This window comes from Pandoraea anapnoica (assembly GCF_902459765.1).
Lineage (GTDB): Bacteria > Pseudomonadota > Gammaproteobacteria > Burkholderiales > Burkholderiaceae > Pandoraea > Pandoraea anapnoica.
The window spans coordinates 169,631-194,121 of the sequence record NZ_CABPSP010000005.1; the positions used below are offsets into that span (position 1 = coordinate 169,631).

The following is a 24,491-nucleotide window of genomic DNA, read 5'->3' on the forward strand; positions in this document are numbered from 1 at the left end:
GGCAAAGAGTCATGTACGGTCAGAACGCCGCCAATGCGTATCGCAAAGTCGGGCTCGAAACCGGCGTCGTCGCCGCGAGCCCGCACCAGCTCATCGTGATGCTGTTCGACGGCGCCAAGGCTGCGCTCACCAAAGCCCGCATTCACTTCGAAGCTGGCCATATCGTCGAGCGCGGGCAAGCCATCTCGAAAGCCATCGAGATCATCGGCGGTCTGCGCGATGGTTTGAATATGGAAGTCGGTGGGGAACTGTCGCGCAATTTGCGTGATCTCTACGACTACATGGGGCGACGTCTTCTCGAAGCCAACCTCGAGAACGACGTGGCCAAGATTCAAGAAGTCGACACCCTGCTCGAGACAATTGCATCGGCCTGGCGAGCGATCGCACCGAACACCGGCACGGGTGCCCCCGCCGCTCAGGCGGGCACCGGAGTGCGCTATGAATGAAGCCACGACTTTGCTGAACTGCTACGAAAGTATTGCCGGTCTCACGGAGCGCATGCTCGGTGTGGCGCGCGATGGCGACTGGGATGCCCTCATCGATCTCGAGACGCAGTATCGTGCACAGGTCGACTCGATCAAACAGCTCGACGCCGATCTGCCTTTGTCCGACGACGAGCGCACGCGCAAGCACGCCATCATTCGCCGCATTCTGGCCGACGATGCCGCCATTCGCGATCTCGCGGTGCCCCATCTGGCGCACCTGGACGCCATGATTAACAGCACGCGCCGTCAACGTGCCCTGCACGAAGTTTACGGCCTGAACCTGGGCGCCTGACGCGCGCAGCGCGTCACATCGCCCGCATTTCGGAGTAAGGCATGGCCGGTCTCGACTCGGTTCTGGCCACGACACTCGCACGGCGGCTCGACTCGCTGCTCGGCGTGGGGGTGTCTTCGACGACCGCGCCCAACGCCATCGCCGGCTCACAGCCGACGGGCGACGCCACTTCCGCGCTTGGCGACCTCGCCACCAAGACCTCACCCACCGCCGTCGCGCTGGGCAATGCGACGTCACAGACGGCCGCTCGTGTCCCCACGCCGGTTCAGCAGGCAACGCTCTCCGCCGCTGCGCGTACCATCGACACCATTCTGCGTCTTGCGCCCGACTCGCCCGGCCCCGTCCAGGCGAGCGCGCCGGTGTGGCCTGCGGCACCCGGCACGGGCGCTCCCGCGCTGGCACCGCTGGTCGCCGCCGCACTGAAGGAAGCGCTGTCGGCGAGCGGGCTTTTCTACGAATCGCATCTGTCGCAATGGGCCTCGGGCAGCCGTTCGTTCGAGCAGTTGCAGGCCGAGCCGCAGTTGCGTTGGCCAGCGTCCGCCAATCTTGCAGCGCAATTGCGTGCGGCCGGTGCCGATGCCACATTGCCCGGACCCGGGCCGTTGACGCGCCTGCTCGGCCCGGCGGGCGGCGAGGCTGCGCTGGCCACCGGCTGGCCGACGTTGAGTCCGTCCGCACTGACTTCCACGTTGCCGTCGGCCACACCGAATCCCACGTCGGCACAGCCTGGCACCGGCACGGCCCCCGCTCAGGGTGATACCGGCGACGGCGGACTGCGCGCCAGTGCGAATCTTCCGAACACGGCGACCGCGCTTGCACATGCTGCAAGCGTGGCGCAGACGACCAGCAGCGTGTTGCCAACGGGACATGACGGCGGCGACGCTGCGCAGGCGGTCGGCGGCACGTCGGCGAACGCGCAACAGCACGGGGCGGCGGGCGCGATTGCGGCTGTCGCGAATACACCGGCCGAGAGCGTGACGCTGGTCCGTCAGCAACTCGACATGCTGGTCAATCCGCAGTTTCAATGGAACGGCATGGCATGGCCTGGCGCGCCGATGGAGTGGCGCGTAGAAGAGCGTCCCGCTCAGCCAGCGCCGGGCGAAGCCACTGCGCCATCGACGTGGCACACGCATTTGCGCCTGACGCTGCCATCGCTAGGGACCATCGACGTCACGCTGGGCTTGTCGGGTCAGCAGTTGCAAGCGCGCTTGCTCACCGATTCGACGGCGTCGACGGATGTGCTGTCGAACGAAGGCGAAGACCTGCGCCACCGGCTGGCGGCCGTCGGCCTGATCGCGAGTCAGTTGTCGTTCGGTGCGCTGGACGACGCCGATGATGTGACGTCGCAGGGGGCTACCACTGTGTCCAGCGTGTCACCCGCCGTTGTCGAAGCCGCAGAACTGCCCGTTCCCGTGACGGATACCCCGCCGCAAACCGGAGGTGAAGCATGACGTTGCCACCGGAACGCCGCACTGCAGTCGCCCTGGCTTACGGCGCGAAGGATTCGGCCCCGCGTGTCGTCGCGAAGGGTTACGGCCTGCTGGCCGAGACCATCGTGCGCACGGCACGCGAGCACGGCTTGTACGTGCACGAGTCGCCGGAGTTGGTGAGTCTGCTGATGCAGGTCGACCTCGACCAGCGAATTCCTGCACAGTTGTATCAGGCCGTGGCCGAACTGCTGGCATGGCTCTACAAGCTGGAAGCCGGACGTGGCGGCAAACCACCCCCGCTCCCTCCGGGCATCCAGCCCCCGGAAATCCCGGCCGACGCATCGGCCGAAAACCCGCCATCACTCCCCACCTCCCCCCCGTCCGCCTGACACCGCGGGCGCTAGGTCACGCCATGCACGTTTGATGCGTGTGTGGCGTGAAGCGTCCGAATTGCATCCTCTACGGCGATTCCTCCGATTGGACCTCAAGGCCCGCCATCAAAGGCGTCAGCGGAATATTCGCTCGTCGGTCCGCACACCGTCGTCCTCGGATCGCAAGGGACCTCAATAGCATTGACTGCACGTGCAACGGCTATACCGGCCGAACACGACTCTTTGCTTCCCTTTTTTGGACCCCATCACATCACAATGGACGGCATCTTAAGCCCCTTTAATCCCGGCGCTGGCGCAGCCCCGCCCGCCTTGACCGGTCGCGATGACATCCGTGAGGAAGTTCGAATTTGTATCGAACGCCTTCGTATCGGGCGGCATGCCAATGGTCAATTGCTGGTCGGACTTCGCGGCGTTGGCAAGACCGTTTTGCTTGAACGATTGCTGTACGAGGCCGAGCAACGTGACTCGATTACGCTTCGGCTCGAAGCGCCAGAATTCAAATCGTTGCCTGCGTCGCTCGCTCCGGCGCTACGCGTCGCTTTGCTTCGCATGAACAGAATGCAGAGCGCAAGAGAAGCCGTCACTCGGGGGCTGCGAGCACTCGCAGGCTTCGTGATAGGACTGAAAGTATCGTTCGGCGATATCGAAGTCGGGATGGATTACCCTCCGGAGCCCGGACTGGCCGACTGTGGCGATCTGGAGTTGGATCTTTGCGCATTGTTGGTTGAAGCGGGGCGTGCCGCACGCGCCGCACACACGGTACTCGCGATCTTCATCGACGAGTTTCAAGGAATGCCGCAGCATGAATTGTCTTCGCTGCTTTACGCGCTCCATCGATGCACCCAGCTTCAGCTACCGGTCATTCTTATCGGCGCAGGCCTTCCACCAATGATCAAGCACATTGGCGACGCCAAGTCCTACGCCGAGCGGATGTTCGATGTCCATCGCCTTGGACCGCTTACGCTGGAAGCCGCTCGAGATGCGATCACCGAGCCTGCCGCTCAGGCGGGCGTCACGATACAGCCAGCCGCACTTGACGCCATCGTCGAACAGTCGGGGGCTTACCCATATTTCCTGCAACAGTGGGGAAAGCTCACTTGGCGAGCGGCAAGCGTAAGCCCGATCACACCAGATCATGTCGATAACGTCTCGGATGCCGCCATCGCTGCATTGGATGACGGTTTTTATGGATTCCGCTTTGAACGCCTGACTCAGCCGGAGAGAAGCTACTTGCGTGCAATGGCAGAACTTGGTGAGGGGCCTCACGACTCCCGCCGTGTCGCGAAGGCGATGGGGCTACCTTCGGAGGTTCTGGAACCCGTACGCAACGATCTCGTCACCAAGGGCATGCTCTACACCGCCCCGCTTGGGGATGCCGCGTTCACCGTACCGCGCTTCCACGAGTTTCTTAAGCGAATCATGCCAAACACGGTCGAGGCCGAGACCGTATGAAATCGGCTGTCGAGTCCTAATATCAAATAAAAAGCCCCGTCGCAAACGGGGCTCTTTCAGCAGTCATTCAGCCAACCATCAAACCTGCATATTCATCACAGTTGTGTAGGCCGAAACGAGCTTGTTGCGCACTTGCAGGCTCATCTGGAAGCCGATGTTGGCTTTTTGCAGGTCGACCATCACGTCGTTCAGCGCCACACCCGGCTCGCCCATTTCGAAGGCCTTGGCCTGCGCTTCGGCACCGTTCTGAGATGCCGACACGCGCTTGAGCGATGCCTCAAGCTCAGACGCAAAACCGCCCGTCTTCGACGCGGCACCCGCGCCGGCACTGGACGTGCCCATGATCGAGCCCGCCGCCTGCGACGCTACGCCGCCCAGCTTCTGCAATACCGATTCGATCCCCGGAATGGCCATTTTGCTTGTCCTTGCTTATGTCGATGCGTCGATAGAACAATCCGGCACCCCGCGAAACACCCGCAGTTCACACCGAATTGCCTTTTATCAGTCACGTCGGAGCTTACCACCCCTTGGCAAGCCCTCAATAGCTTAATTAACGGGAAAAGACCCGCCTAATCCTCAGAACGATTCCACATTCGCCAACGAATAATCAGGACCATCGGCATCGTGCGCACCTGTACCAAGTTTCTTTCCAATCCTTAGCCACTTGAGGATGTGCGCCCGATGCCACGCGTACCCGGAGAATTCTGTCGCATGTTAGTGAGCACTTCCACCGCGATGACCGTCATCACAACGCCCCTGGCGTGGAGCCGCGCATGAACGCCGCCACCCAGACGGCTGACGTCGCCGCCAAGCCGCCCCTGCTCGCGCAGCTACGCTCGCGTGAGCGCCTGCCGTTGCTCATCGGCGGCGCGGCCATCGTCGCATTGCTGATCGCCGTCTTCCTGTGGAGCCGCGCCCCCGATTACAAGGTGCTGTACAGCAACCTGAGCGATCGTGACGGCGGGGCCATCATCACGTCGCTCCAGCAGATGAACGTGCCGTACAAGTTCGCCGAGGGCGGCGGGGCCATTCTGGTGCCGTCCGAGCAGGTGCACGACGTCCGTCTGCGTCTGGCCTCGCAGGGTCTGCCCAAGGGCGGTCTGGTCGGCTTCGAACTGATGGATAACCAAAAGTTCGGTATCAGCCAGTTCGCCGAACAAGTCAATTACCAGCGCGCCCTCGAAGGCGAACTCGCGCGCTCGGTCGAATCGCTCTCCGCCGTGTCGGCGGCCCGCGTGCACCTCGCCATCCCGAAACCGTCGGTGTTCGTGCGCGAACAGCAAAAACCGAGCGCCTCGGTGCTGGTTACGCTCTATCCGGGCCGCGTGCTCGACGACGCGCAAGTCAGCGCCATCGTGCACATGGTGGCGTCGAGCGTGCCGGAGTTGCCCGTCAAGAACGTGACGGTGCTCGACCAGAACGGCAATCTGCTCTCCGCTCAAAGCGGTAATGCGCTGGGTCTGGACGCCAGCCAGCTCAAGTACGTCCGCGAACTCGAACAGTCCTACGCACGCCGCATCGAGGCGATCCTGAACCCGATCGTCGGGCCGGGCAACGTGCATGCGCAAGTGACGGCAGACGTCGACTTCAATCAGGTCGAGCAAACGTCCGAAAACTACAAGCCGAACTCGGGCGAGCAGGCCGTTCGTAGCCAGCAAAGCAGCGAAGCCTCGCAGATCGGCGCGAACGCGGCCGGCGGCGTGCCGGGCGCACTGTCGAACCAGCCGCCGGGTCAGGCCACCGCGCCGATCACGCAGCAGCAACAACAACAGCAGTTCGCCCAGCAAGGTGCCAACCCGGCAAGCGCCGCCAGCGCCCCGCAAGGCCCGCGCAGCGACCGCAAGGACGCAACGACCAATTACGAAGTCGACCGCACGATTCGTCACGTGCAGCAGGCGACCGGCGGCCTCAAGCGTTTGTCGGCGGCGATTGTCGTGAACTACCGTCCGGGCACGGATGCCAAGGGCAAGCCCGCGATGGTGGCGCTCACGCAAGCCCAGCTCGACCAGATCCAGAATCTGTCGAAGGAAGCCATCGGCTTCTCCGGCCAGCGCGGCGACACGATCAACATCGTCAACAGCGCGTTCACGGTCGAAGAAGATCCGGAAGCGAACCTGCCGTGGTGGCGTCAGCGTCAGAACATCGAACTGGCCAAGCAAGTCGGCAAGTGGGTGCTGATCGGTCTGATCGGTCTCTATCTGTGGTTCGGCGTGATTCGTCCGGCCATCCGCAAGCACCTGACCCCGCCGCCGCCGGCCGAGCCGACGATGGCAGGCGCAGCCGGTGCGGGCGGCGCAGCAGGCGCCGAGGGCGGTGAAGGCGAAGGCGCCGACGGCGAACCCGGCAAGCGCGGTGAACTCAGCGCTTACGAACGTAACTTGCAGTACGCGCGTCAGGTGGCGCGACAGGATCCGAAGATCGTGGCAACGGTAGTCAAAGCATGGGTGGGTGGTGGCGATGAGCGCGGCTGAGGGACTCCAACGCAGCGCCATCCTCCTGATGTCGCTGGGCGAAGATGAAGCGGCGGAGGTCTTCAAGTACCTCGCGCCGCGTGAAGTGCAGAAGCTCGGCGCAGCGATGGCTCAGCTTCGACAGGTCACGCGCGATCAAATCGCCGACGTGCTGCAGGACTTCGTGCTCGAAGCGGAACAGCACTCGGCGCTGTCGCTCGATTCGTCCGAATACATTCGCTCGGTGCTCAACAAGGCGCTGGGTAACGACAAGGCTGCGGGCCTGATCGAACGCATTCTGCAGGGCGGCGACACGAGCGGTATCGAAGGGCTGAAGTGGATGGACTCGACGGCCGTGGCCGAACTGATCCGCCACGAGCACCCGCAGATCATTGCGACGATTCTGGTGCACCTCGACCGCGATCAGGCCTCGGAAGTCCTCGCGCTCTTCACGGAACGTCTGCGTAACGACGTGGTGCTGCGTATCGCCACGCTCGACGGCATTCAGCCCGCCGCACTGCGCGAACTGAACGACGTGCTGACCAAACTGCTCTCGGGCAGCGAAAACATCAAGCGCAGCCCGATGGGCGGCGTGCGCACTGCGGCGGAAATCCTCAACTATCTGGGCGGCGTGCACGAAGAGTCGGTCATCGAAGCCGTGCGCAACTACGACTCGGACCTCGCGGCGAAGATCGTCGAAGAGATGTTCGTGTTCGAAAACCTGCTCGACGTGGAAGACCGCAGCATTCAGGTGCTGCTCAAGGAAATCGAGTCCGAGTCGCTCATCATCGCGCTCAAGGGCGCGCCGGCCGAGCTGCGCGAGAAATTCTTCAAGAACATGTCGGCCCGTGCGGCCGAACTGTTGCGCGAAGATCTGGAATCGCGCGGTCCGGTGCGTGTCTCGGAAGTCGAAGCGGAACAGAAGAAGGTGCTGCAAGTCGTGCGGCGCCTGGCCGATCAGGGCGCCATCATGATCGGCGGCCGCGGCGACGACGCGTACGTGTAACGAAACGGGGCCCGCGCGCATGTCGACCATCATCCCGAAGGAACGCCTCTCTGCCTGGCAGCGCTGGGAGATGGCGTCGTTCGACCCGCCGCCGCCCCCAGCCCCACCGCCGCCGCAACCGCCCAGCCCGCTGGACGATCCCGCGCTCGTCGAACAGATCGCCGCGTGGCGCGAAGAAGCACGCGCCGCAGGTCACGCCGAAGGCTATGCCGCCGGTCACGCGCAAGGTTATGCCGCAGGTCAGGCAGACGGAAAGCACGAAGTCGACACGCGCGCCGCGCAACTCGCGGATATCGCGCATGGCTTCGGCAACGCCGTGAACGCCATCGACCGTGAAGTGGCCGAGCCGTTGCTTGGACTGGCGCTCGACATCGCGCGTCAGGCATTGCACCAGACGCTGGCCGTTCGCCCGGAAACGCTGCTGCCGATCGTGCGCGATCTGCTGGCCAACGATCCGCTGACGGGCTCGCCGCGTCTGCTCCTCAACCCGGAAGACGTCGAACTCGTCGAGTCGCACGTCGGTGCAGAACTCCGTGCCGCCGGCTGGACCGTGCGCCCCGATCCCGCCATCGAACGCGGCGGCTGCAAGGCTGAAGCCGCGAGCGGCGAAGTCGACGCCACCATCGCGACCCGCTGGCAACGCGTCATGGCCGCACTGGGCAAGGATCTGCCATGGTGAATGCCGAACTCACCCCACTCTCCGCGCATGCGCCGGTGCTGCCCAGCACCGAGAATCTGCATGACGAGGCGACGCCGTCCACGCCCGCCCCGGCGAACGACAGCACCACGCCTTCCGTGCGGTTGTGGGATGAGATCGACACGCACACGGTGCAAGCCGGTGCGTTGCAGCCCGAAGATCACGCTGACGATCACGACGCTGAGGCCGACGGCGAATCTGCCGCGCAAGCCAGCGACGACACCTCAGCCCAAGCAACGCCTTCGACAGACGTCAACACGTCGGCCGCCGCAACACAACAGCCGCACAACGCGCTGAACGCCCGCGAACTCGCGCGTGATGCGCACCTGCGCCGCTGGCAGAACACGTTGCGCGAGCGCATCGCGCACGTGCACGCCGTCGAGCCGACGCGCCGCTGCGGTCGCCTCACGCGCGCCGCCGGTCTGGTGCTCGAAGCCGTCGGCCTGCGGTTGCCGGTCGGCGCAGGCTGCCTGATCGAGTTGCCCGTGCACGACGCCTCGCGCGAACCCGCCACGGCCGAAGCCGAAGTCGTCGGGTTCGGTGGCGACCGCCTGTTCCTCATGCCGCAAACGGAAGTCGCCGGACTGCTGCCCGGTGCGCGCGTGTTCCCGATGGAACCCGCCGCCGACGGCCCGCTGCCATCGCAACGTCACAACGGCAAACGTCTGCCCGTGGGCGAAGCCCTGCTCGGCCGTGTGGTCGACGCCGCCGGCCGCCCGCTGGACGACTTCGGCCCGCTCGGCATGACCGACAGCGCCTCGCTCGCGTCGGTGCCGATCAATCCGCTGGGCCGCGCGCCCATCGAGTCGGTGCTGGATGTCGGCGTACGCGCCATCAACTCGCTGCTCACCGTGGGACGCGGTCAGCGCATGGGCCTCTTCGCAGGTTCGGGCGTTGGCAAGAGCGTGCTACTCGGCATGATGGCCCGCTTCACGCAGGCTGAAGTGATCGTCGTCGGCCTGATCGGCGAACGCGGACGCGAAGTGAAGGACTTCATCGAGAACATTCTCGGGCCGGACGGTCTGGCGCGCTCGGTCGTCGTGGCCGCACCTGCGGACGTCTCGCCGCTGCTGCGCCTGCAAGGCGCGGCCTATGCCACTACGCTGGCCGAGTACTTCCGCGATCAGGGCAAAGATGTGCTGCTGATCATGGATTCGCTTACCCGTTACGCGATGGCGCAGCGCGAGATCGCGCTGGCCATTGGCGAGCCGCCTGCGACGAAGGGCTACCCGCCCTCGGTGTTTGCCAAGCTTCCCGCGCTGGTCGAACGTGCCGGTAACGGTCCGGACGGCGGCGGATCCATCACCGCGTTCTACACCGTGCTGACCGAAGGCGATGATCAGCAGGACCCCATCGCCGACTCGGCCCGAGCCATTCTCGACGGGCACATCGTGCTCTCGCGTCAGCTCGCGGAATCGGGTCACTACCCCGCCATCGACATCGAACAGTCGATCAGCCGGGCGATGGCCGCACTCATCGACGATGCGCAGTTCGATACGGTGCGGCGCTTCAAGCAGATGCTTTCGCGCTACCAGCGCAACCGCGACCTCATCAACGTGGGTGCGTACGCCCCGGGCAGCGACCCGATGCTCGATCAGGCGATCGAGCTGTATCCCCGCCTCGAAGGCTTCCTGCAACAGGGAATGCGCGAGCGGGCCAGTTATCCGGACGCCGTGCAGCAGTTGCGCGGACTGTTCCACTAATTGGAGGCGGCCATGAATTCCACCCTGCCCCTCAAGTTGCTCATCGAACTCGCCCAGAAGGACGTGGACGAAGCCGCGCGCCTGCTTGGCGAGCGTCAGACGCAACGCGCCGAAGTCGAGCGTCAGCTCGAAGCGCTGCGTCAGTACCGTCACGAGTACCGCACGCGCATGCAGACGGCAACGATTCAAGGCATGGCGGGATGCGACTGGCGCAACTTCCAGCAATTCATCGATACGCTCGACACCGCCATCGGACAGCAAGCCATGCTGCTCCAGCAAGCGGAAGAGCGTCTCACCGTCGCGCGCCGGGAATGGCAGGCACAGCAACGCCGCCTGAACTCCTTCGGCACGCTCGCCTCGCGCGAAGAAGCCCGCACCGCTGTGCGCGTGGCCCGTCGTGAGCAGAAGGAAAACGACGAGTACGCCGCGCGCAGTCTGCGCCGTCGTGCCGAATCGCCAATTTGAAGGAATAGAGGAGCCCACCATGTCGATTCTGAGCTTCCTGACCGATGCCGCCGGTGCTGCCCGGCAAGCCGTGAACCGCGCCGGTTCGTCGAACAGCGACGATGCGGGCGTGCTGCCGTTCTCCACGGTGCTCTCGCAGCAAACTCGTCAGACCGTCCAGCCCTCGGCCAGCAACGCGAACAACAATGCCGCGCAGGCCGGGCAGACCAAGCAGACGAATGCGTCATCCAGCGATTCGTCGAACAGCGCCAAGTCGACCGACAACACGTCTTCCGGACAAACCGGTCAAACGGCACAGTCGGGACAGACCGGGCAAACGAACGCTTCGAACAAGCCCTCGAAATCGTCGAATGCCGACGATGGCAAGGACGACGAAGACGACACGCAAACGGCCACCGCTGCCCCGGGCGATCCCGCCGCAGCACTGGCTGTCGCGCTCGCCGCGATGAACAACGCGCCGCTGCAAACCGCCGCGCCTGTCCCGGCAACGCCGACGGGCGACGCAGTCGCCACGGCCACCGACGGCAAGCAGGGCACCGGTGCGGCCATCACGGCCGCCGTCGCCGGTGCGATGCAAGCCGCCGGCGCCGCACAACTGACCGGCCAGCCGCCAGCAGGCACCGATGCCGACGCCAAACCGGTGACCACGGCCGCCAACACCGGCACACCGGTCAAGGGCACCGTCACCCCGGCGGCATCGACGACCAGCCCGACGGGCGGCATCTCGCTCGACACGCTGGCGAAGAACGCCACTACCGCACACTCGGCAACGACCGCCCAGCCCGCCGCGACGGACGCGAAGGCCGCCACGCCGGTCGCCGGTACCGATGCGCAGGCACAACAACGCGTGGCCGACGCGCTGGCACAGGCTCAGGGCAATCGCGACGCCGCCTCGCAGACCGCCACCGCCGCGACGCAAGCCGCCGTGCAAGCCGCCCAAAGCGCCACCCCGGCCGTCGACGCCCAGCCGCAGTTGCAAGCGCAGGCCAACCTGCCCGCCGCCCTTGCGCTGAACGCACGTGTCGGCACGCAGGACTGGAACAACCAGCTCTCGCAGCAAGTCGTGTGGCTCTCCAGCGCCCATGCGCAGACGGCCCAACTGAGCCTGAACCCGCCCGACCTCGGTCCGCTGCACGTGGTCCTGAACGTGGCCAACGACTCGGCGCAGGCCATGTTCGTCTCGCAACACGCCGCCGTGCGCGACGCGGTTCAGGCCGCGCTCCCGCAGTTGCGCGACAGCCTTGCCAACAATGGCATCGCGCTCGGCAACGCGACCGTGAGCAGCGACAGCTCGCAGCAGCAGGCCTTCGCGCAGCAGGGTGCGAACGGCAATGGCGGCGGCAACGGTAGCGGCAATGGCAACGGACGCGGCACGCCGGGCTTCGGCCAGACGGCAGACGACGCCCCGATCGCCACGACCGTGAACGTCCCGGTGCGCGCGAGCAACGGCTTTGTTGACACCTTCGCGTAAGTTTTCCTGAGACTGCCGTCGGTCCCACAACAGGCGCAGAAGTCGGCGCAAATCGCCATGCCATGCGGGCTGCCAGCCATCGCCACAAGTGCGACGGAGTGAAGCAGCGCCGCAGTGTGGCGGCAAAGTACCCTAAAGCAAGCGGGTTTTTCTGCCGTTAAGACAAAGACGCGAGTTAGACGCGATTGTCCCTTCTTTTCGGCCGATCACCCCTTGTCGGGTTAGCCGACAATCACTACCCAATAGCAGGCGAATACATGGCAAATCCCGCACCGACGCAAGCCGCGGCTCCCTCCGGAGGGGGCATGCGCAAATGGATTCTGTTGATCGTGGCGGTAGCGCTCATGGCAGCGGCCGGCGCGGCAACGGCCGTGTATTTGCTGACCGGACGTAGCGAAGCGGCCAAAGCACCGCCGCCCCCGCCGCCGCCCGTGTTTGTCGGCATGGATCCGTTCACGGTGAATCTCTCGGGCGAAGACGGCGAGCGTTACCTGCACATCGGCCTCTCGCTCAAGGTGGCAGATGCCGAAACGCAGGCCCGCATCACGCAACATATGCCCGAAGTCCGTAGCCGAGTGTTGTTGTTGCTGTCGTCGAAGCAGCCGCAGGATCTCGCGACGATCGACGGCAAACGCCGTCTGGCAAGCGAAATTCGTGCGTTGGTCGCACAGCCGTTCGCAGCCAACATGCCGCAGCAAGCCGTGGGCGACGTCCTGTTCACCGCGTTTGTAATTCAGTGAGTGATTCATGGCGCATGAGGAGTTCCTGTCGCAGGAAGAAGTCGATGCCCTTCTGAAGGGTGTCACCGGCGAACAGGATGAACGGTCGGAGTCGGAAGATCATTCCGGCATTCGGCCATACAACATCGCGACGCAAGAGCGCATCGTGCGCGGGCGCATGCCCACGCTCGAAATCATCAACGACCGCTTCTCGCGACTGTTCCGCATTGCGCTGTTCAACTTCATGCGCCGCAGCGCCGAAATTTCGGTCAGCCCGGTGCGCGTGCAGAAGTACAGCGAGTTCATTCGCAACCTGCCTGTCCCGACCAACCTCAACCTGGTCCACATCAAGCCGCTGCGCGGCACGGCGCTGTTCGTGTTCGATCCGAACCTCGTGTTCCTCGTGGTGGACAACCTGTTCGGCGGCGACGGTCGGTTCCATACGCGCGTCGAAGGTCGCGATTTCACGCAGACCGAGCAACGCATCATCGCGCGTCTGCTCGACCTCGTCTTCGAGAACTACGGGGCGTCGTGGAAGCCGGTGTACCCGGTCGAGTTCGAATACGTGCGCGCCGAAATGCATACGCAGTTCGCCAACGTCGCCACGCCTAACGAAGTCGTCGTCACGACCACGTTCGACATCGAGTTCGGCTCGGTGGGCGGCGAATTCCACATCTGCATGCCGTACTCGATGATCGAGCCGATGCGCGACCAGCTCTCGAGCCCGCTGCAAGGCGAGACCCTCGAAGTCGACAAGCGCTGGGTGCGTCTGCTCTCGCAGCAGGTGCAGGCGGCTGACGTGGAAATCGTGACGAACCTCGCCCAGTTCGACATGACGCTCTCGCAGTTGCTCAACATGCGCGTCGGCGACGTGATTCCGCTCGACGTGCCTGAGGTGCTCGAAGCCAAGGTCGACGGCGTGCCCGTGATGCACTGCAATTACGGCGTCTTCAATGGTCAATACGCGCTGCGCGTGAACCAGATGATCAACCATTCGCACAGCGATTACAGCAAGGACAACGAGTGATGAGCGATACCCCTCAAACGCCCGGTGAAGACGCCCAGGCCATGGCGGACGAGTGGGCCAGTGCCATGGCCGAGCAGACCGCCTCGGAGCCGGCGCCTGCCGCTGCACCCCAACCTGCGGCAGCCCCCGTGTTCCAGCCGCTCGCTGCGACCGCCGGTAATCCGGCCGGTGCCGCGCACAACGACATCGATCTGATCCTCGACATCCCGGTCCAGATGACCGTGGAGCTGGGCCGCACCAAAATCGCCATCAAGAACCTGCTGCAACTCGCACAGGGCTCCGTGGTGGAACTCGACGGCATGGCCGGCGAGCCGATGGACGTGCTGGTCAACGGTTGCCTCATCGCCCAGGGCGAAGTGGTGGTCGTGAACGACAAGTTCGGCATCCGCCTGACTGATATCATCACGCCATCCGAACGCATCCGTAAGCTCAACCGATGATTGCAATGAAAGTCCGCGGCACGCCCGTGCGGCGCGCTGCGGCAGGCGCCGCCGGGCCGACGTCCACGAATCGTGTGATGCGCGCCCTTCAGAAGCTGGCGCGCCCGCTCTCCCTTCCGACCGGTCTGCCCGCCATCAAGGGCATCGCCGGTATTGCAGGTCTCGCCCTCCTTCCCGTCTCGATGGCTCACGCTCAAGGCACCGCTTCGCAAGCGGCGGCCGTGCCGAGCCTCGGCGGCGCAGGCATCGTGCAGACGGGCTTCGGCCTCGTGCTCGTGCTGGCACTGCTCTTCGGGCTGGCGTGGCTCGCGAAGCGCTTCGGGCTGCAACGCCCGCTCGGCGGCGGCAACGTGCGCATCGTGGGCAGCGCGGCCGTCGGACAGCGCGAACGTGTCGTCGTCGTGGAAGTGGCGGGCGACTGGGTCGTGCTCGGCGTTGCGCCGGGTCAGGTCCGCAGCCTTCATGTGATCGACGCCGATCGCGTTGCCGATCACGTCGCTGATTCACCAGCCCCCACCGTCACCCATCCGGGTGCGCAAGCCAACCGCGCCGCGCAAGCCTTTGCGCAAAAGCTGCGCGAAACGATGAAAAAGGACACCTGATGTCACGCGGCGTGTTGCTGGCCGGACAAGCACCGGGCCCGGCGCGTATTTCCCGTCCGACGGCCGGTTCGAAGCCGGGTCTCGCACTCGCCTTGTTCGCGTGCCTGCTTTGCCTGATCGGGCTGACCCTGCCCGTCTCCGCTTTCGCGCAGGCCACCCTGCCCGCCTTCACGACGACGCCCGCACCGGGCGGCGGACAGACCTACTCGCTGTCCGTGCAGACGATGCTGCTGCTCACGTCGCTGGGCTTTCTGCCCGCGATGTTGCTGATGATGACCGCCTTCACGCGCATCATCATCGTGCTCTCGCTGCTGCGCCATGCCATCGGTGTGACGACCTCGCCGCCGAACCAGATCCTGATCGGCCTCGCGCTGTTCCTGACCTTCTTCGTCATGTCGCCTGTGTTCGATCAGGTCTACACGAACGCCTACCAGCCGTTCGCGGCGAACAAGATCAGCTTCGAACAGGCTATCGACACCGGCGCGAAGCCCTTCCACTCGTTCATGCTCAAGCAGACGCGTGAAGCGGATCTGGCCCTGTTCGCCAAGCTCGCCAAGACACCGCCGATGAACGGCCCCGAAGATGTGCCGATGCGTATTCTCGTGCCCGCCTTCGCCACCAGCGAACTGAAGACGGCGTTCCAGATCGGCTTCACGATCTTCATCCCGTTCCTGATCATCGACCTGGTCGTCGCCAGCGTGCTGATGGCCATGGGCATGATGATGGTCTCGCCGTCCACCGTGTCGCTGCCGTTCAAGCTGATGCTGTTCGTGGTGGTCGACGGCTGGCAACTGCTGCTGGGCTCGCTGGCCCAGAGCTTCACGACGTAGCGGGGAGGCCAACGAGATGACTCCGGAAACCGTGATGGCGCTGGCCCATCAGGCCATGCAGGTCTGCCTGCTGCTCGCCGCCCCGCTGCTGATCGTCGCTCTCGTCTCCGGTCTGCTCGTGAGCCTGTTTCAGGCGGCCACGCAGATCAACGAAATGACGCTGTCGTTCATCCCCAAGCTGCTCGCCGTGTTCATCACGCTCGTGGTCGCAGGTCCGTGGATGCTAAACCTGATGGTCGACTACATGCGCCAGTTGCTCACCGGCATTCCCGGCCTCGTCGGGTAAGCCGGGGCATCGGGCATCGGCCAGCCTTGATCAGCTTCACTTACGACCAGCTCTCGGGCGTCATTGCGACGTTCCTGTTTCCGTTCGTCCGCCTGCTCTCGCTGTCCATGACTGCGCCGATCTTCGGCGACTCGCGCGTGCCCGGCACCGTGAAGATCGGCCTGGCGGGCATCGTCGCGCTCACGCTCGCTCCGGTCATCGGTCCGGCACCGTCGGTCTCGCCGTTCTCGTGGGAAGGTCTCTGGATTCTCGCGCAGCAGATGATGATCGGCGCGGCGCTCGGCTGGTGCATGCAGCTCGTGTTTTCCGCCGTGAGCATGGCGGGCGACTTCGTCGGCCTGCAAATGGGCCTGTCCTTCGCCACACTGCTCAATCCCAACGCCGACGGCAGCACCGCCGTGCTCGGCATGCTGCTCAACGTCGTGATCATGCTGGTCTTTCTGGCGACGAACGGGCATCTGGTGATGTACGCCACGCTGGTGCAAAGCTTCACGGTGCTGCCGATCTCCGGCACGCCGATCTCGGTCATGGGCTGGCATTACCTCGCTATGCTCGGCGGGCAATTGTTCACGCTGGCGCTGATGTTGTCGCTGCCGCTCGTCGCCGCTTTGCTGATCTGTAACCTGGCACTTGGCATTCTGAACCGCGCCGCACCGCAACTGAACATCTTCGCCGTGGGCTTTCCGCTCACGCTCGGCGTCGGTCTCGTGGTGCTCGAATTGATGATGCCGCGCCTCGCACCGGTGATGGACCACTTCGTGTCCATCGGCATCGACATGATGATGCGCGCCACCGCCGCGTTCGTGCCGAAAGCCTAGCGCCTCGGCTCCACCGACACCCGACAATCTCCGCCGCCCAAAGCAAAACGGGCCACCCGAAGGTGGCCCGTTTCGTTTCGGCGTTCTGCGATCAGAGCAGGCTGAACAGCGAGAGCTTTTGCGTCTGAATGAAGGTCTGCTGCGACGCTTGCAGTGCGGCTTGCTGCTGCGCGAACTGGCTCGTCGCCGAGATGATGTCCACGTCCAGCAGATCCTGCATTTGCGACGTGTAAGCGAGATCGTTGGCGCTGCCGATGTCGTTGAGCGTCGAGATCTCGTTCATGCGCGAGCCGACCGTCGTGCGCACCGTCGTCACGTTGTCGTAGGTGTTGCTGAACATCTGGTTGAACGTGGTCAGCGCGTTGCTCAGGTTGGCCGAACCGGCCTGACCTTGCGCCGAGATCGGCGTCTTGAGCGTATTGATGAGCGCCTGCAGATTGTCGAACACGTTCGTGCTGGACTTGCCCGCGGGGTTCACGTTGTAGGTGTCGCCCGTGGCTGGAGCGCCGGTAAACGTCACCGACTTGCCTGCGAACGTGATCGGTTGGCCCGACGTGTACGCGCCCGTCACATCCGCTGCGGTCGTGTCCGTCAGATCCTTGACCGTGTAATTCGTGGTCGGCGGCGTGGTCGTGTTATCGATGGCGAAGCTGATCGAGAACTGGTGATTGGCCGCCGCGTTGCTGGCATCGGTCGTCGAGACCGGCGTGAACGTGGCCGTGCCGGTGTTCGACAGGCTGCCGCTGATCACCGTGCTGGCGGTGGCAGGCTGAATCGCCTGGAAGATGTTCGAGCCGATGTCGTTGATCGGAATCTGACGTCCGCTGCTCACCTGCACGTAACGAAGACCAGTGTCGCCTGCGTAGCTGGCACCCGTCGGCGTCGCGACATAGGCGGCCGAACTGCCCATGAAGCCGGAGAACAGGTACTGGCCGTTCGCGTCGGTCGTATTGGCGAGCGAGAGCAGCTGCTGGTAGCTAGATTGCAGATCGGTGGCGATGGCCGAGCGATCGTTGTCGTTAAGCGACGGGCTGCCCGCTGCGATCACTTGCGACATCACGTGTTGCAGCGTGTTGACGATGCTGCCGAACGTCTGGTCTTCGAGCTGAAGCGCCGTCGTCGCCGAACCACGGTTCGTCGCGTACTGCTTGTTCATGTCCTGGGCTTGCGACACAGCCACGGCCTGTGCCGACGCGAGCGGGTCGTCGCTCGGCGTGGTCACGCGCTTGCCCGACGAGAGCTGTGCCTGCGTGTTGAGCAGATCGGAGACGTTACGGCTCATGGCCGACGACCCCTGATCGAAAATCATGCTGGTGCTGATGCGCATTTTTCCGTCTCCTCAGCCTTAGTTGACCATCTGCAGAATCGTGTCGAACAGCTGCGACGCGGTCTGGATGACCTTTGAGTTGGCCTGATAGAGCTGCTGGAACTTGATCAGGTTGGCGGCCTCTTCGTCGAGGCTGACGCCGGAATTGGACTGCTGGGCGCTCTGCGCCTGCGTGAGAAGCGTTTGCTGCGCAGCGCTCGTCGCCTTGTAAGTGTTCGTGGTCGAGCCGACGTACGAGACCAGATTGGCGTATGCGGACGCATAGCTGTCCTTGCCGCCGACCTTGGTCTTGTCGTTCTGCAATGCGGAGAGTGCGAGACCGTTACGGTTATCCGTTGTTGCGCCCGCAGCGTTCGGAGAGATCGTCAGCTTGTCGCCGTCGGCCGGGGTGCCGCTCACGTTCACGGTCATGCCGTTCATCGTGATCTTCGCGCCGTTGGTGGCGTCGTACGGCACGGTGTCGCCAGCCGCATACGTGGTCGTCGTGCCGTTGACCGTCACAGTCATCGGCGACGGCGCGACCAGCGTGATCGCGCCGGTCGTGGCGTTCTTGCTGAACGTGAACGAGACCGGCGCGGTCAGCACGTTCGACAGGTAGTTCGCGTCAACGGAACCCTGATCGGTCTTGAGCGAACCGGTGTTGGTCGTCGGCGTGGACGCGAGGATCGGCGCGGCCAGGGCGATCTTGCCCGGATCGGTGATCGCCACACCGATGTTGCCAGCGGCATTGCGCGTGGGCTGAATCGTGAAGCTGTCGCCAGCGACGTTGTTGCCGACGGTGACGTTGAAACCGTCGTTGAACGCGTTGCCGCTGCTGTCCGTGAACGCCAGCGGAGCGCCAGGGGTGCCCGGCACCGGGGCCGTCCACTTCGCGCCGTCCGACGAACGGGTCATCGTGTAGTTCGTGCCGTCGAACGTGACGTTGTAGTCGCTGGCCGTGATCTTCGAAGCGTCGGTAATCGTCGAATTGAGCACCGCGCCGTTCGAGTTCTTCGTGTTGGCGACGATGGTCGGGTTCGGTACGGTGAACAGGTTGCCGCCGAGCTGGCCGTACAGGTCCAGACCGAGCTGGTTCTGCGCGTTCATCGTGCCCGCGAGCGACAGGGCGATCTGACCGAGCGAATTCTGGGCTTGCGTCAGCGCGCCGCTACGGAACGACAGAAGACCGGCGAGCGAGCCGCCCGTGATCGACGATTCCGGCACCGGCACCTTGGTGCCGTTGGGCGTCACGTAGGCGATCGTCAGTTCCGACGGGTCGTTGGTCGACGCCATGGTCGTGAGCTGGTACGCCGAGTTGCCCGTCACGAGCGACTGGCCGTTGCCGACGTAGACGTTGTACGTCCCGTCCTGCGCCTTGACGACATTGGTCTGGATGATGGCGTTCAGGCTGGCGACTGCCTGATCGCGCTGGTCGAGCAGGTCGTTCGGCGAAGCGCCGCCGCCATTGGCCTGCGCCTGCACGATGGCGTCGTTCAGTTGCGCGATCTGCTTGGCGTAGACGTTGATCTGGTCGGTCGACTGGGAAATGCTGGCATTCGTGCTGGAGCGCAACGTGGACAGCGTGCCCGAGAGCGACTGGAACATGCTGGCCAGCGTTTGCGCCGACGACACGACGGTCGCGCGCGTTGCCGAGTTGGCCGGGGCCGAAACGATGTTCTGCAGGTTCGTGAAGAACTGCGACATAGTGGCCGACAGGCCGGTCGTCGAGCTGCCCAGCGCGTTGTTGATCTGCGAGATCTGCTGGTAGTACGTGTTGAGCTGGCTGTACTGAGTCTGCGCCTGGTTCGTCTGGTTTGACAGGAACTGGCTATACACGCGCGAGACGTCGTTCACCAGCACGCCTGTGCCGATGTAGCCCGCGCCCGAATACTGGCTCGCGGCCTGCGAATAGTCGACGATCTGACGGTTGTAACCGGCCGTGCCTGCATTGGCGACGTTATTGCCGGTGGTGCTGAGGGCGAACTGGGCGGCGTTCAGCCCGCTCATGCCAGTATTGATTAGGCTCATGATCTCGCGGCTTGAGTTAGAGGCACGCCCCGCGGTGAAAAGCCCGCTCGCGCACCGTTACCGATGTGTTTACGGCAGTCCGGCGACAAAATTGAGGCCCGGACACGCTTGAATCTGAGGAATCCCGTGACGTCAGGTGAAGTGCTTCATCACTTTCATGAGCTTGCTGGCGTACTGCGGGTCGGTCGCGTAACCGGCGCGTTGCAGATTGTTGGCAAAGCTCGCGGCGTCATTGGCGCTCGCCACGACCGACGAATAGCGCGGATTGTTCGAAATCAGCTTGGCGTAATCGGCGAAAGCCTCGTCGTACGAGCCGTAGGCACGGAACTTGGCCATGACCTTGCGCGGCTGACCGTTCACGTACTCGGTCGTCGCCACTTCCACGGTCGGGCCATTCCAGTTCTTGCCCGCCTTGATGCCGAACACGTTGTGGCTCGTGCTGCCGTCCGCGCGGCGGATCTCGCGCTTGCCCCAGCCCGACTCCAGCGCCGCCTGACTCAGCATGAAGCGCGCCGGAATGCCGCTGTTGGCGCTGGCGTTCTGGGCGGCCGTGGCCATCCGGTCGACGAATTCGCCGGCGGCGGCCGGGGCGTTGTCCGCCACACCGATAGCATCCGCCGAGTTATACGCACGTCCGGCCAACGGCTGCTGACGGCCCATGGCCGCCGGCGGCAGCGTGGTGCCGGTCTTGGCCAGTTGCTTGAGCATGAGATCGGCCAGCCCGATGCCTTTGTTCGACGCCAGTTGTTGGGCGAGCTGGTCGTCCAGCATGCCGTTGAACATCTTTTCCTGGTCGCTGCCGAGCAAACCGCCGGACATGGTGGCGTCGCGCATGCTCTTGACCATCATCTGCGTGAAGACGGCTTCGAACTGCTTGGCTGCCTGCTGCGTGGCCTGCGGCGTTTGCTGATGGGCGGCTGCGCGCAGCGCCGTAAGGCCCTGCATTTCGTAGGACGCGCGCTGCGTCAGGTCGGGCAGGTTGGTGCCCGCAGCCCCCGTGAGACGATTGCTGTCGGCCATATCAGATGATCTCCAGGTCGGCGCGCAGGGCGCCCGAGGCCTTCATGGCCTGCAGAATCGACATCAGGTCTGCCGGACTCGCACCGAGCGAGTTCAGCGCCTTGACGACGTCGGCGAGGTTGGCGCCCGCTTTCACCATCTTGAGCGCGTTGTTCTCCTGTTGAACGGAGATTTGCGAATTCGGGGCCACGACCGTCTGACCGCCCGAGAACGGCGCCGGCTGGCTCACATTGTTTTGCGTGTCGATGACGACCGACAGGTTGCCGTGCGCGACAGCGCATTGCTGGATCGTCACGTTCTGGTTCATCACCACCGACCCCGTACGGGCGTTGATGATCACGCGTGCGGCCGTGTTGTCCGGGCGCACTTCCAGGCTTTCGAGCTGCGCGAGGAATTGCACGCGCGAGGACGGGTCGGTCGGCGTGCGCAGCAGAATCACGCGGCCGTCGAGCGCCTGTGCTGTGCCGTAGCCGAAGCGACGGTTCACGGCGTCGACCACGCGCTGCGCGGTCGAGAAATCGGTGGCGTTCAGTTCCATCTGCACGGTGCCCGGCTGACCGCCCATGGCGGTCGGCACGGCGCGCTCGACGATGGCGCCGCTCGGAATCCGGCCCGAGGCTAGCTGGTTGATGGTCACGCTCGACCCGTTGGCGGCCGCGCCCGCGCCGCCGATCAGCAGGTTGCCCTGCGCCAGCGCGTAGACCTGACCGTCCGGCCCCTTGAGCGGGGTCATTAGCAGCGTGCCGCCGCGCAGACTCTTGGCGTTACCCATCGACGAGACCACCACGTCGATGGCCTGACCGGGACGCGTGAACGCCGGCAGCGTGGCCGTCACCATCACGGCGGCCACGTTCTTCAACTGCATGTTGGTGCCCGGTGCGACCGTGATGCCCAGTTGCGAGAGCATGTTGGTCATACTCTGCACGGTGAACGGCGTCTGGGTCGTCTGGTCGCCCGAGTTGTCGAGACCGGCCACGAGGCCGTAGCCGATCAGCTGGTTGTCGCGCACGCCCTGAATCGACGCCAGTTCCTTGAGACGCTCGGCGTGCGCCACGCCCGGTGCGAGCAGCACAGCGCCGCCCGCGACGCTCATCGCCGCTGCCACGGCCAGCGTGGAAGTGGTGCGACGGAGGTGGCGGATGGGGCCGGAGGAGCCCGTGTTAGGCGCGCGGCGCGACAGGAACGACATGATCGACATCAGAAGGGCGAAACGTTAAGGAAGAAGCGCTGCAGCCAGCCCATGGTTTCGGCTTCGTTGATGTAGCCCTTGCCACGGTATTCGATGCGCGCATCGGCCACCTGCGTCGAAGGCACGGTGTTCGCGCCCGAAATGGTCTGCGGGCTGACGATGCCCGAAAACTTGATGTACTCCGTGCCCTGGTTGATCGCGATCTGCTTCTCCCCGGCGACCGCGAGGTTGCCGTTGGAGAGCACATCCATCACGGTGACGGTGATCTGCCCCGAGAACACGTTGTTGGCGTTGGCCGCGCCCTTGGCGTCGAACTTGTTCGCGCCGCTCGCGTCCAGTGCCTGATTATTGAGCACGCCGCCGATCACCCCCGGCGTCTGGTTCAGTGTCAGATTGCCGCTGCCCGCGCGCGTGGTGTTCGCGGCGGAGTTCTTGCTCGCCGCCGTGTTTTCGTTGATGACGATCGTGAGGATGTCGCCAACGTTGCGCGGACGGCGGTCTTCAAACAGCGGCCGGTTCGAGTACAGCGGACGGTAGATCGAACCTTCCGGGTCGGCAGACACGGGCGGGGGCGGCGGACGCGTGGTCGTCGGTCCGGTGACGACCGGCTCCTGCGGCACGTAGGCGCAGCCCGCCAGACCGGTCAACGCCACGGCGGCCGCGAGCGCGAGGAACCGAGCGAGGCCCGCGCTGCGTGGCTTGCGTTGAGAAGCGGTCGTGCTTGCGGACATATCGACGTTCATTTCCTAAGTGCTGAGTACGTTCGGTGTGCGTTCGGTGCAGGTTCGGTAGTGGGCCCCGATTACATCTGCGTCAGACGTTGCAACATCTGATCGGACGCCGTCACGGCCTTCGAGTTGATTTCATAGGCGCGCTGCGCCGAAATCATGTTCACCAGCTCTTCCACCACGTTCACGTTCGACGTTTCGACGTAGTTCTGGTTGAGCACGCCTGCGCCGTTGGTGCCCGGCTGTGCAACGTTCGGCGCGCCCGAGGCGGCCGTCTCGGCGTACAGGTTCTCACCCATGCTTTGCAGGCCGGCGTTGTTGATGAACGTGGCGAGCTGGAACGTACCGATCTGCACGTTGGCCGTATTACCCGGCTGCGTGACCGAGACCGTACCGTCGCGCGCGATGGTCAGCGACAGCGCGTTGGCCGGGATCGTGATCGCCGGTTGGATCGGGTAGCCCGAAGCCGTTACGAGCTGGCCGTTGTTATCGACCTGGAACGAGCCGTCGCGCGTGTAAGCGGTCGTGCCGTCCGGCATCAGCACCTGGAAGAAGCCGTCGCCGTTGATGGCCACGTCCTTCGCATTCGCCGTCGACGTCAGGTTGCCCTGCGTGAAGATGCGCTCGGTTGCGGCCGGGCGCACACCCGTGCCCAGTTGCAGGCCCGAGGGCAGCAGCGTTTGCTGCGACGACTGAGCACCCGGCTGGCGGATCGTCTGATACAGCAGATCCTCGAACACCGCGCGGCCTTTCTTGAAGCCGTTCGTGCTGGTGTTGGCGAGGTTGTTCGAAATCACGTCCATGTTCGTCTGCTGGGCGTTCATGCCAGTGGCAGCGATGTAGAGCGAACGGATCATTTGATATTTCTCCCCGTGTACGGTGGCTGGCGTCGTCTGGCGACTGGCCGTCCGTTAGCTGAAGTTCAGCAACTGGTTGGCGGATTGTTCGTTGGTGTCGGCCGTCTGCAGCATCTTCATCTGCATTTCGAAGGCCCGCGACTGCGAAATCATGTTCACCAGACCGCTGACCGGATTGACGTTGCTGGTCTCGATCGAGCCCGCGACCACCACGACATTCGGATCGACCTGCGCCGGTGCGTTATTGCCCATGCGAAACAGTCCGTCGTCACCACGCACGAGGTTGCCCTCGGGCGGATTGACCAGCTTCAACTGGCCCATCACGGCGATGGAGTTGGGCGGATCGCCCTGCCCCAGTGCCGAGATCGTGCCGTCTGTGCCCACGGTCACGGCAGCGCCCGGCGGCACGGCGGCCGGACCGGCATCGGTCATGACCGGCAGGCCATGCAACGTGATCTGGCCATCGGCCGTCATTTCGAGGTTGCCGCCGCGGGTGTAGGCTTCGCGGCCCTGCGCGTCGCGCACCGCCAGCCAGCCCTGTCCCTGAATGGCCACGTCGAGCGCGCGGCCCGTCTGCTGCATGGCACCGGGCGTGAAGTCGGTGCCCGGCGTGGACGTCGTCACGAACGTGCGCGTGCCGGTCGAGCCGTCGGCCCCGCGCACCGGCGCCTGACGGAACGCCGAGAGCTGGGCGCGAAAGCCCGGCGTCGAGACGTTCGCCAGATTGTTGGCGGTGGTCGATTGCTGCTCCATCGCCTGCTTTGCGCCGGTCATGGCGATATAGATCAGACGATCCAT

The 24,491-nt window shown here is 64.4% G+C and carries 26 protein-coding genes; 18 read left to right on the forward strand and 8 right to left on the reverse strand.

The genetic code is table 11. The annotated features are described in order from the left end of the window. Window positions 1–11: 11 nt before the first annotated feature. The 5 genes from fliS (at window position 12) to PAN31117_RS10740 (ending at window position 4,051) form a co-directional block, all read left to right on the forward strand. Window positions 12–446: a flagellar export chaperone FliS gene (gene fliS, locus PAN31117_RS10720; RefSeq protein WP_150738181.1), complete on the forward strand. Its 435-nt coding sequence runs from the start codon at window positions 12–14 to the stop codon at window positions 444–446. Next, entirely contained in the window at window positions 439–777 is a 339-nt protein-coding gene (locus tag PAN31117_RS10725; RefSeq protein WP_150578041.1) for a flagellar protein FliT, read from the forward strand. Before fliS ends, PAN31117_RS10725 begins: the two co-directional genes overlap by 8 nt. Window positions 778–818: 41 nt before the next feature. Beyond that, complete coding sequence (fliK, locus tag PAN31117_RS10730; RefSeq protein WP_150738182.1) at window positions 819–2,228, forward strand: flagellar hook-length control protein FliK; 1,410 nt, start codon at window positions 819–821, stop codon at window positions 2,226–2,228. Next, window positions 2,225–2,596: an EscU/YscU/HrcU family type III secretion system export apparatus switch protein gene (locus tag PAN31117_RS10735; protein WP_150738183.1), complete on the forward strand. Its 372-nt coding sequence runs from the start codon at window positions 2,225–2,227 to the stop codon at window positions 2,594–2,596. The genes fliK and PAN31117_RS10735 overlap by 4 nt, the downstream gene beginning before the upstream one ends. Window positions 2,597–2,854: 258 nt before the next feature. Next, complete coding sequence (locus tag PAN31117_RS10740) at window positions 2,855–4,051, forward strand: ATP-binding protein (protein WP_150738184.1); 1,197 nt, start codon at window positions 2,855–2,857, stop codon at window positions 4,049–4,051. Window positions 4,052–4,129: 78 nt separating this feature from the next. On the opposite strand, the gene fliE is transcribed toward PAN31117_RS10740, so the two are convergent. Continuing rightward, entirely contained in the window at window positions 4,130–4,465 is a 336-nt protein-coding gene (fliE, locus tag PAN31117_RS10745; protein ID WP_150738185.1) for a flagellar hook-basal body complex protein FliE, read from the reverse strand. Between the two features lie 359 nt (window positions 4,466–4,824). Between fliE and fliF the strand changes: the two genes are divergently transcribed. From fliF to fliR, 13 genes are all read left to right on the forward strand, one after another. Beyond that, entirely contained in the window at window positions 4,825–6,522 is a 1,698-nt protein-coding gene (gene fliF / locus PAN31117_RS10750) for a flagellar basal-body MS-ring/collar protein FliF (RefSeq protein ID WP_039393992.1), read from the forward strand. Further along, window positions 6,509–7,507, forward strand: coding sequence for a flagellar motor switch protein FliG (gene fliG / locus PAN31117_RS10755; RefSeq protein ID WP_150663659.1), 999 nt, complete (start codon window positions 6,509–6,511; stop codon window positions 7,505–7,507). The genes fliF and fliG overlap by 14 nt, the downstream gene beginning before the upstream one ends. A 19-nt stretch (window positions 7,508–7,526) precedes the next feature. Beyond that, window positions 7,527–8,186: a flagellar assembly protein FliH gene (gene fliH, locus PAN31117_RS10760; protein ID WP_150738186.1), complete on the forward strand. Its 660-nt coding sequence runs from the start codon at window positions 7,527–7,529 to the stop codon at window positions 8,184–8,186. Further along, window positions 8,180–9,907 (forward strand): flagellar protein export ATPase FliI, encoded by a 1,728-nt coding sequence (gene fliI / locus PAN31117_RS10765; RefSeq protein ID WP_246189026.1) that lies wholly within the window; start codon window positions 8,180–8,182, stop codon window positions 9,905–9,907. The genes fliH and fliI overlap by 7 nt, the downstream gene beginning before the upstream one ends. Window positions 9,908–9,919: 12 nt before the next feature. After that, window positions 9,920–10,372, forward strand: coding sequence for a flagellar export protein FliJ (gene fliJ, locus PAN31117_RS10770; RefSeq protein WP_039401735.1), 453 nt, complete (start codon window positions 9,920–9,922; stop codon window positions 10,370–10,372). Between the two features lie 19 nt (window positions 10,373–10,391). Then, a complete protein-coding gene (locus PAN31117_RS10775; RefSeq protein ID WP_150738187.1) occupies window positions 10,392–11,843 on the forward strand; it encodes a flagellar hook-length control protein FliK in 1,452 nt (483 codons plus the stop codon). A 305-nt stretch (window positions 11,844–12,148) separates the two neighbouring features. Next, the gene (fliL, locus tag PAN31117_RS10780; RefSeq protein WP_231965115.1) at window positions 12,149–12,583 is read left to right on the forward strand and encodes a flagellar basal body-associated protein FliL; all 435 of its coding nucleotides are present in this window, start codon (window positions 12,149–12,151) and stop codon (window positions 12,581–12,583) included. A gap of 7 nt (window positions 12,584–12,590) precedes the next feature. Beyond that, window positions 12,591–13,589: a flagellar motor switch protein FliM gene (gene fliM, locus PAN31117_RS10785; RefSeq protein ID WP_039394002.1), complete on the forward strand. Its 999-nt coding sequence runs from the start codon at window positions 12,591–12,593 to the stop codon at window positions 13,587–13,589. Continuing rightward, window positions 13,589–14,029: a flagellar motor switch protein FliN gene (gene fliN, locus PAN31117_RS10790; RefSeq protein ID WP_039394006.1), complete on the forward strand. Its 441-nt coding sequence runs from the start codon at window positions 13,589–13,591 to the stop codon at window positions 14,027–14,029. The genes fliM and fliN overlap by 1 nt, the downstream gene beginning before the upstream one ends. Before the next feature lie 5 nt (window positions 14,030–14,034). Next, on the forward strand, window positions 14,035–14,631 hold the full coding sequence (gene fliO, locus PAN31117_RS10795; RefSeq protein ID WP_246189027.1) for a flagellar biosynthetic protein FliO: 597 nt from the start codon (window positions 14,035–14,037) through the stop codon (window positions 14,629–14,631). Then, the gene (gene fliP, locus PAN31117_RS10800) at window positions 14,631–15,461 is read left to right on the forward strand and encodes a flagellar type III secretion system pore protein FliP (protein WP_246189028.1); all 831 of its coding nucleotides are present in this window, start codon (window positions 14,631–14,633) and stop codon (window positions 15,459–15,461) included. Before fliO ends, fliP begins: the two co-directional genes overlap by 1 nt. Before the next feature lie 16 nt (window positions 15,462–15,477). Beyond that, window positions 15,478–15,747 carry a flagellar biosynthesis protein FliQ gene (gene fliQ / locus PAN31117_RS10805; protein WP_039394013.1) on the forward strand — a complete coding sequence of 90 codons (270 nt, stop codon included), beginning with the start codon at window positions 15,478–15,480 and terminating at the stop codon, window positions 15,745–15,747. Window positions 15,748–15,773: 26 nt separating this feature from the next. Then, window positions 15,774–16,565, forward strand: coding sequence for a flagellar biosynthetic protein FliR (fliR, locus tag PAN31117_RS10810; RefSeq protein ID WP_150663665.1), 792 nt, complete (start codon window positions 15,774–15,776; stop codon window positions 16,563–16,565). 91 nt (window positions 16,566–16,656) lie between these two features. Here fliR and flgL read toward each other — a convergent pair whose 3' ends face one another. The 7 genes from flgL to PAN31117_RS10845 form a co-directional block, all read right to left on the reverse strand. Next, entirely contained in the window at window positions 16,657–17,892 is a 1,236-nt protein-coding gene (flgL, locus tag PAN31117_RS10815; protein ID WP_150738188.1) for a flagellar hook-associated protein FlgL, read from the reverse strand. Between the two features lie 18 nt (window positions 17,893–17,910). Beyond that, window positions 17,911–19,899, reverse strand: a complete 1,989-nt coding sequence (gene flgK, locus PAN31117_RS10820; RefSeq protein ID WP_150738189.1) for a flagellar hook-associated protein FlgK — start codon at window positions 19,897–19,899, stop codon at window positions 17,911–17,913. Window positions 19,900–20,031: 132 nt separating this feature from the next. Continuing rightward, entirely contained in the window at window positions 20,032–20,919 is an 888-nt protein-coding gene (flgJ, locus tag PAN31117_RS10825) for a flagellar assembly peptidoglycan hydrolase FlgJ (protein ID WP_150738190.1), read from the reverse strand. 1 nt (window position 20,920) lies between these two features. Continuing rightward, the gene (locus PAN31117_RS10830; protein WP_052253141.1) at window positions 20,921–22,012 is read right to left on the reverse strand and encodes a flagellar basal body P-ring protein FlgI; all 1,092 of its coding nucleotides are present in this window, start codon (window positions 22,010–22,012) and stop codon (window positions 20,921–20,923) included. Window positions 22,013–22,116: 104 nt separating this feature from the next. Further along, window positions 22,117–22,839: a flagellar basal body L-ring protein FlgH gene (locus tag PAN31117_RS10835; RefSeq protein ID WP_217426147.1), complete on the reverse strand. Its 723-nt coding sequence runs from the start codon at window positions 22,837–22,839 to the stop codon at window positions 22,117–22,119. Between the two features lie 71 nt (window positions 22,840–22,910). Continuing rightward, the gene (gene flgG, locus PAN31117_RS10840; protein ID WP_039394029.1) at window positions 22,911–23,693 is read right to left on the reverse strand and encodes a flagellar basal-body rod protein FlgG; all 783 of its coding nucleotides are present in this window, start codon (window positions 23,691–23,693) and stop codon (window positions 22,911–22,913) included. Window positions 23,694–23,747: 54 nt separating this feature from the next. Further along, window positions 23,748–24,491 carry a flagellar basal body rod protein FlgF gene (locus tag PAN31117_RS10845; protein WP_046290182.1) on the reverse strand — a complete coding sequence of 248 codons (744 nt, stop codon included), beginning with the start codon at window positions 24,489–24,491 and terminating at the stop codon, window positions 23,748–23,750.

Coding starts and splice junctions, on each gene's coding strand:
- fliS (WP_150738181.1), top strand. CDS start 12: ATGTACGGTCAGAACGCCGCCAATGCGTATCGCAAAGTCGGGCTCGAA.
- PAN31117_RS10725 (WP_150578041.1), top strand. CDS start 439: ATGAATGAAGCCACGACTTTGCTGAACTGCTACGAAAGTATTGCCGGT.
- fliK (WP_150738182.1), top strand. CDS start 819: ATGGCCGGTCTCGACTCGGTTCTGGCCACGACACTCGCACGGCGGCTC.
- PAN31117_RS10735 (WP_150738183.1), top strand. CDS start 2,225: ATGACGTTGCCACCGGAACGCCGCACTGCAGTCGCCCTGGCTTACGGC.
- PAN31117_RS10740 (WP_150738184.1), top strand. CDS start 2,855: ATGGACGGCATCTTAAGCCCCTTTAATCCCGGCGCTGGCGCAGCCCCG.
- fliE (WP_150738185.1), bottom strand. CDS start 4,465: ATGGCCATTCCGGGGATCGAATCGGTATTGCAGAAGCTGGGCGGCGTA.
- fliF (WP_039393992.1), top strand. CDS start 4,825: ATGAACGCCGCCACCCAGACGGCTGACGTCGCCGCCAAGCCGCCCCTG.
- fliG (WP_150663659.1), top strand. CDS start 6,509: ATGAGCGCGGCTGAGGGACTCCAACGCAGCGCCATCCTCCTGATGTCG.
- fliH (WP_150738186.1), top strand. CDS start 7,527: ATGTCGACCATCATCCCGAAGGAACGCCTCTCTGCCTGGCAGCGCTGG.
- fliI (WP_246189026.1), top strand. CDS start 8,180: ATGGTGAATGCCGAACTCACCCCACTCTCCGCGCATGCGCCGGTGCTG.
- fliJ (WP_039401735.1), top strand. CDS start 9,920: ATGAATTCCACCCTGCCCCTCAAGTTGCTCATCGAACTCGCCCAGAAG.
- PAN31117_RS10775 (WP_150738187.1), top strand. CDS start 10,392: ATGTCGATTCTGAGCTTCCTGACCGATGCCGCCGGTGCTGCCCGGCAA.
- fliL (WP_231965115.1), top strand. CDS start 12,149: ATGCGCAAATGGATTCTGTTGATCGTGGCGGTAGCGCTCATGGCAGCG.
- fliM (WP_039394002.1), top strand. CDS start 12,591: ATGGCGCATGAGGAGTTCCTGTCGCAGGAAGAAGTCGATGCCCTTCTG.
- fliN (WP_039394006.1), top strand. CDS start 13,589: ATGAGCGATACCCCTCAAACGCCCGGTGAAGACGCCCAGGCCATGGCG.
- fliO (WP_246189027.1), top strand. CDS start 14,035: ATGAAAGTCCGCGGCACGCCCGTGCGGCGCGCTGCGGCAGGCGCCGCC.
- fliP (WP_246189028.1), top strand. CDS start 14,631: ATGTCACGCGGCGTGTTGCTGGCCGGACAAGCACCGGGCCCGGCGCGT.
- fliQ (WP_039394013.1), top strand. CDS start 15,478: ATGACTCCGGAAACCGTGATGGCGCTGGCCCATCAGGCCATGCAGGTC.
- flgL (WP_150738188.1), bottom strand. CDS start 17,892: ATGCGCATCAGCACCAGCATGATTTTCGATCAGGGGTCGTCGGCCATG.
- flgK (WP_150738189.1), bottom strand. CDS start 19,899: ATGAGCCTAATCAATACTGGCATGAGCGGGCTGAACGCCGCCCAGTTC.
- flgJ (WP_150738190.1), bottom strand. CDS start 20,919: ATGGCCGACAGCAATCGTCTCACGGGGGCTGCGGGCACCAACCTGCCC.
- PAN31117_RS10830 (WP_052253141.1), bottom strand. CDS start 22,012: ATGAGCGTCGCGGGCGGCGCTGTGCTGCTCGCACCGGGCGTGGCGCAC.
- PAN31117_RS10835 (WP_217426147.1), bottom strand. CDS start 22,839: ATGTCCGCAAGCACGACCGCTTCTCAACGCAAGCCACGCAGCGCGGGC.
- flgG (WP_039394029.1), bottom strand. CDS start 23,693: ATGATCCGTTCGCTCTACATCGCTGCCACTGGCATGAACGCCCAGCAG.
- PAN31117_RS10845 (WP_046290182.1), bottom strand. CDS start 24,491: ATGGATCGTCTGATCTATATCGCCATGACCGGCGCAAAGCAGGCGATG.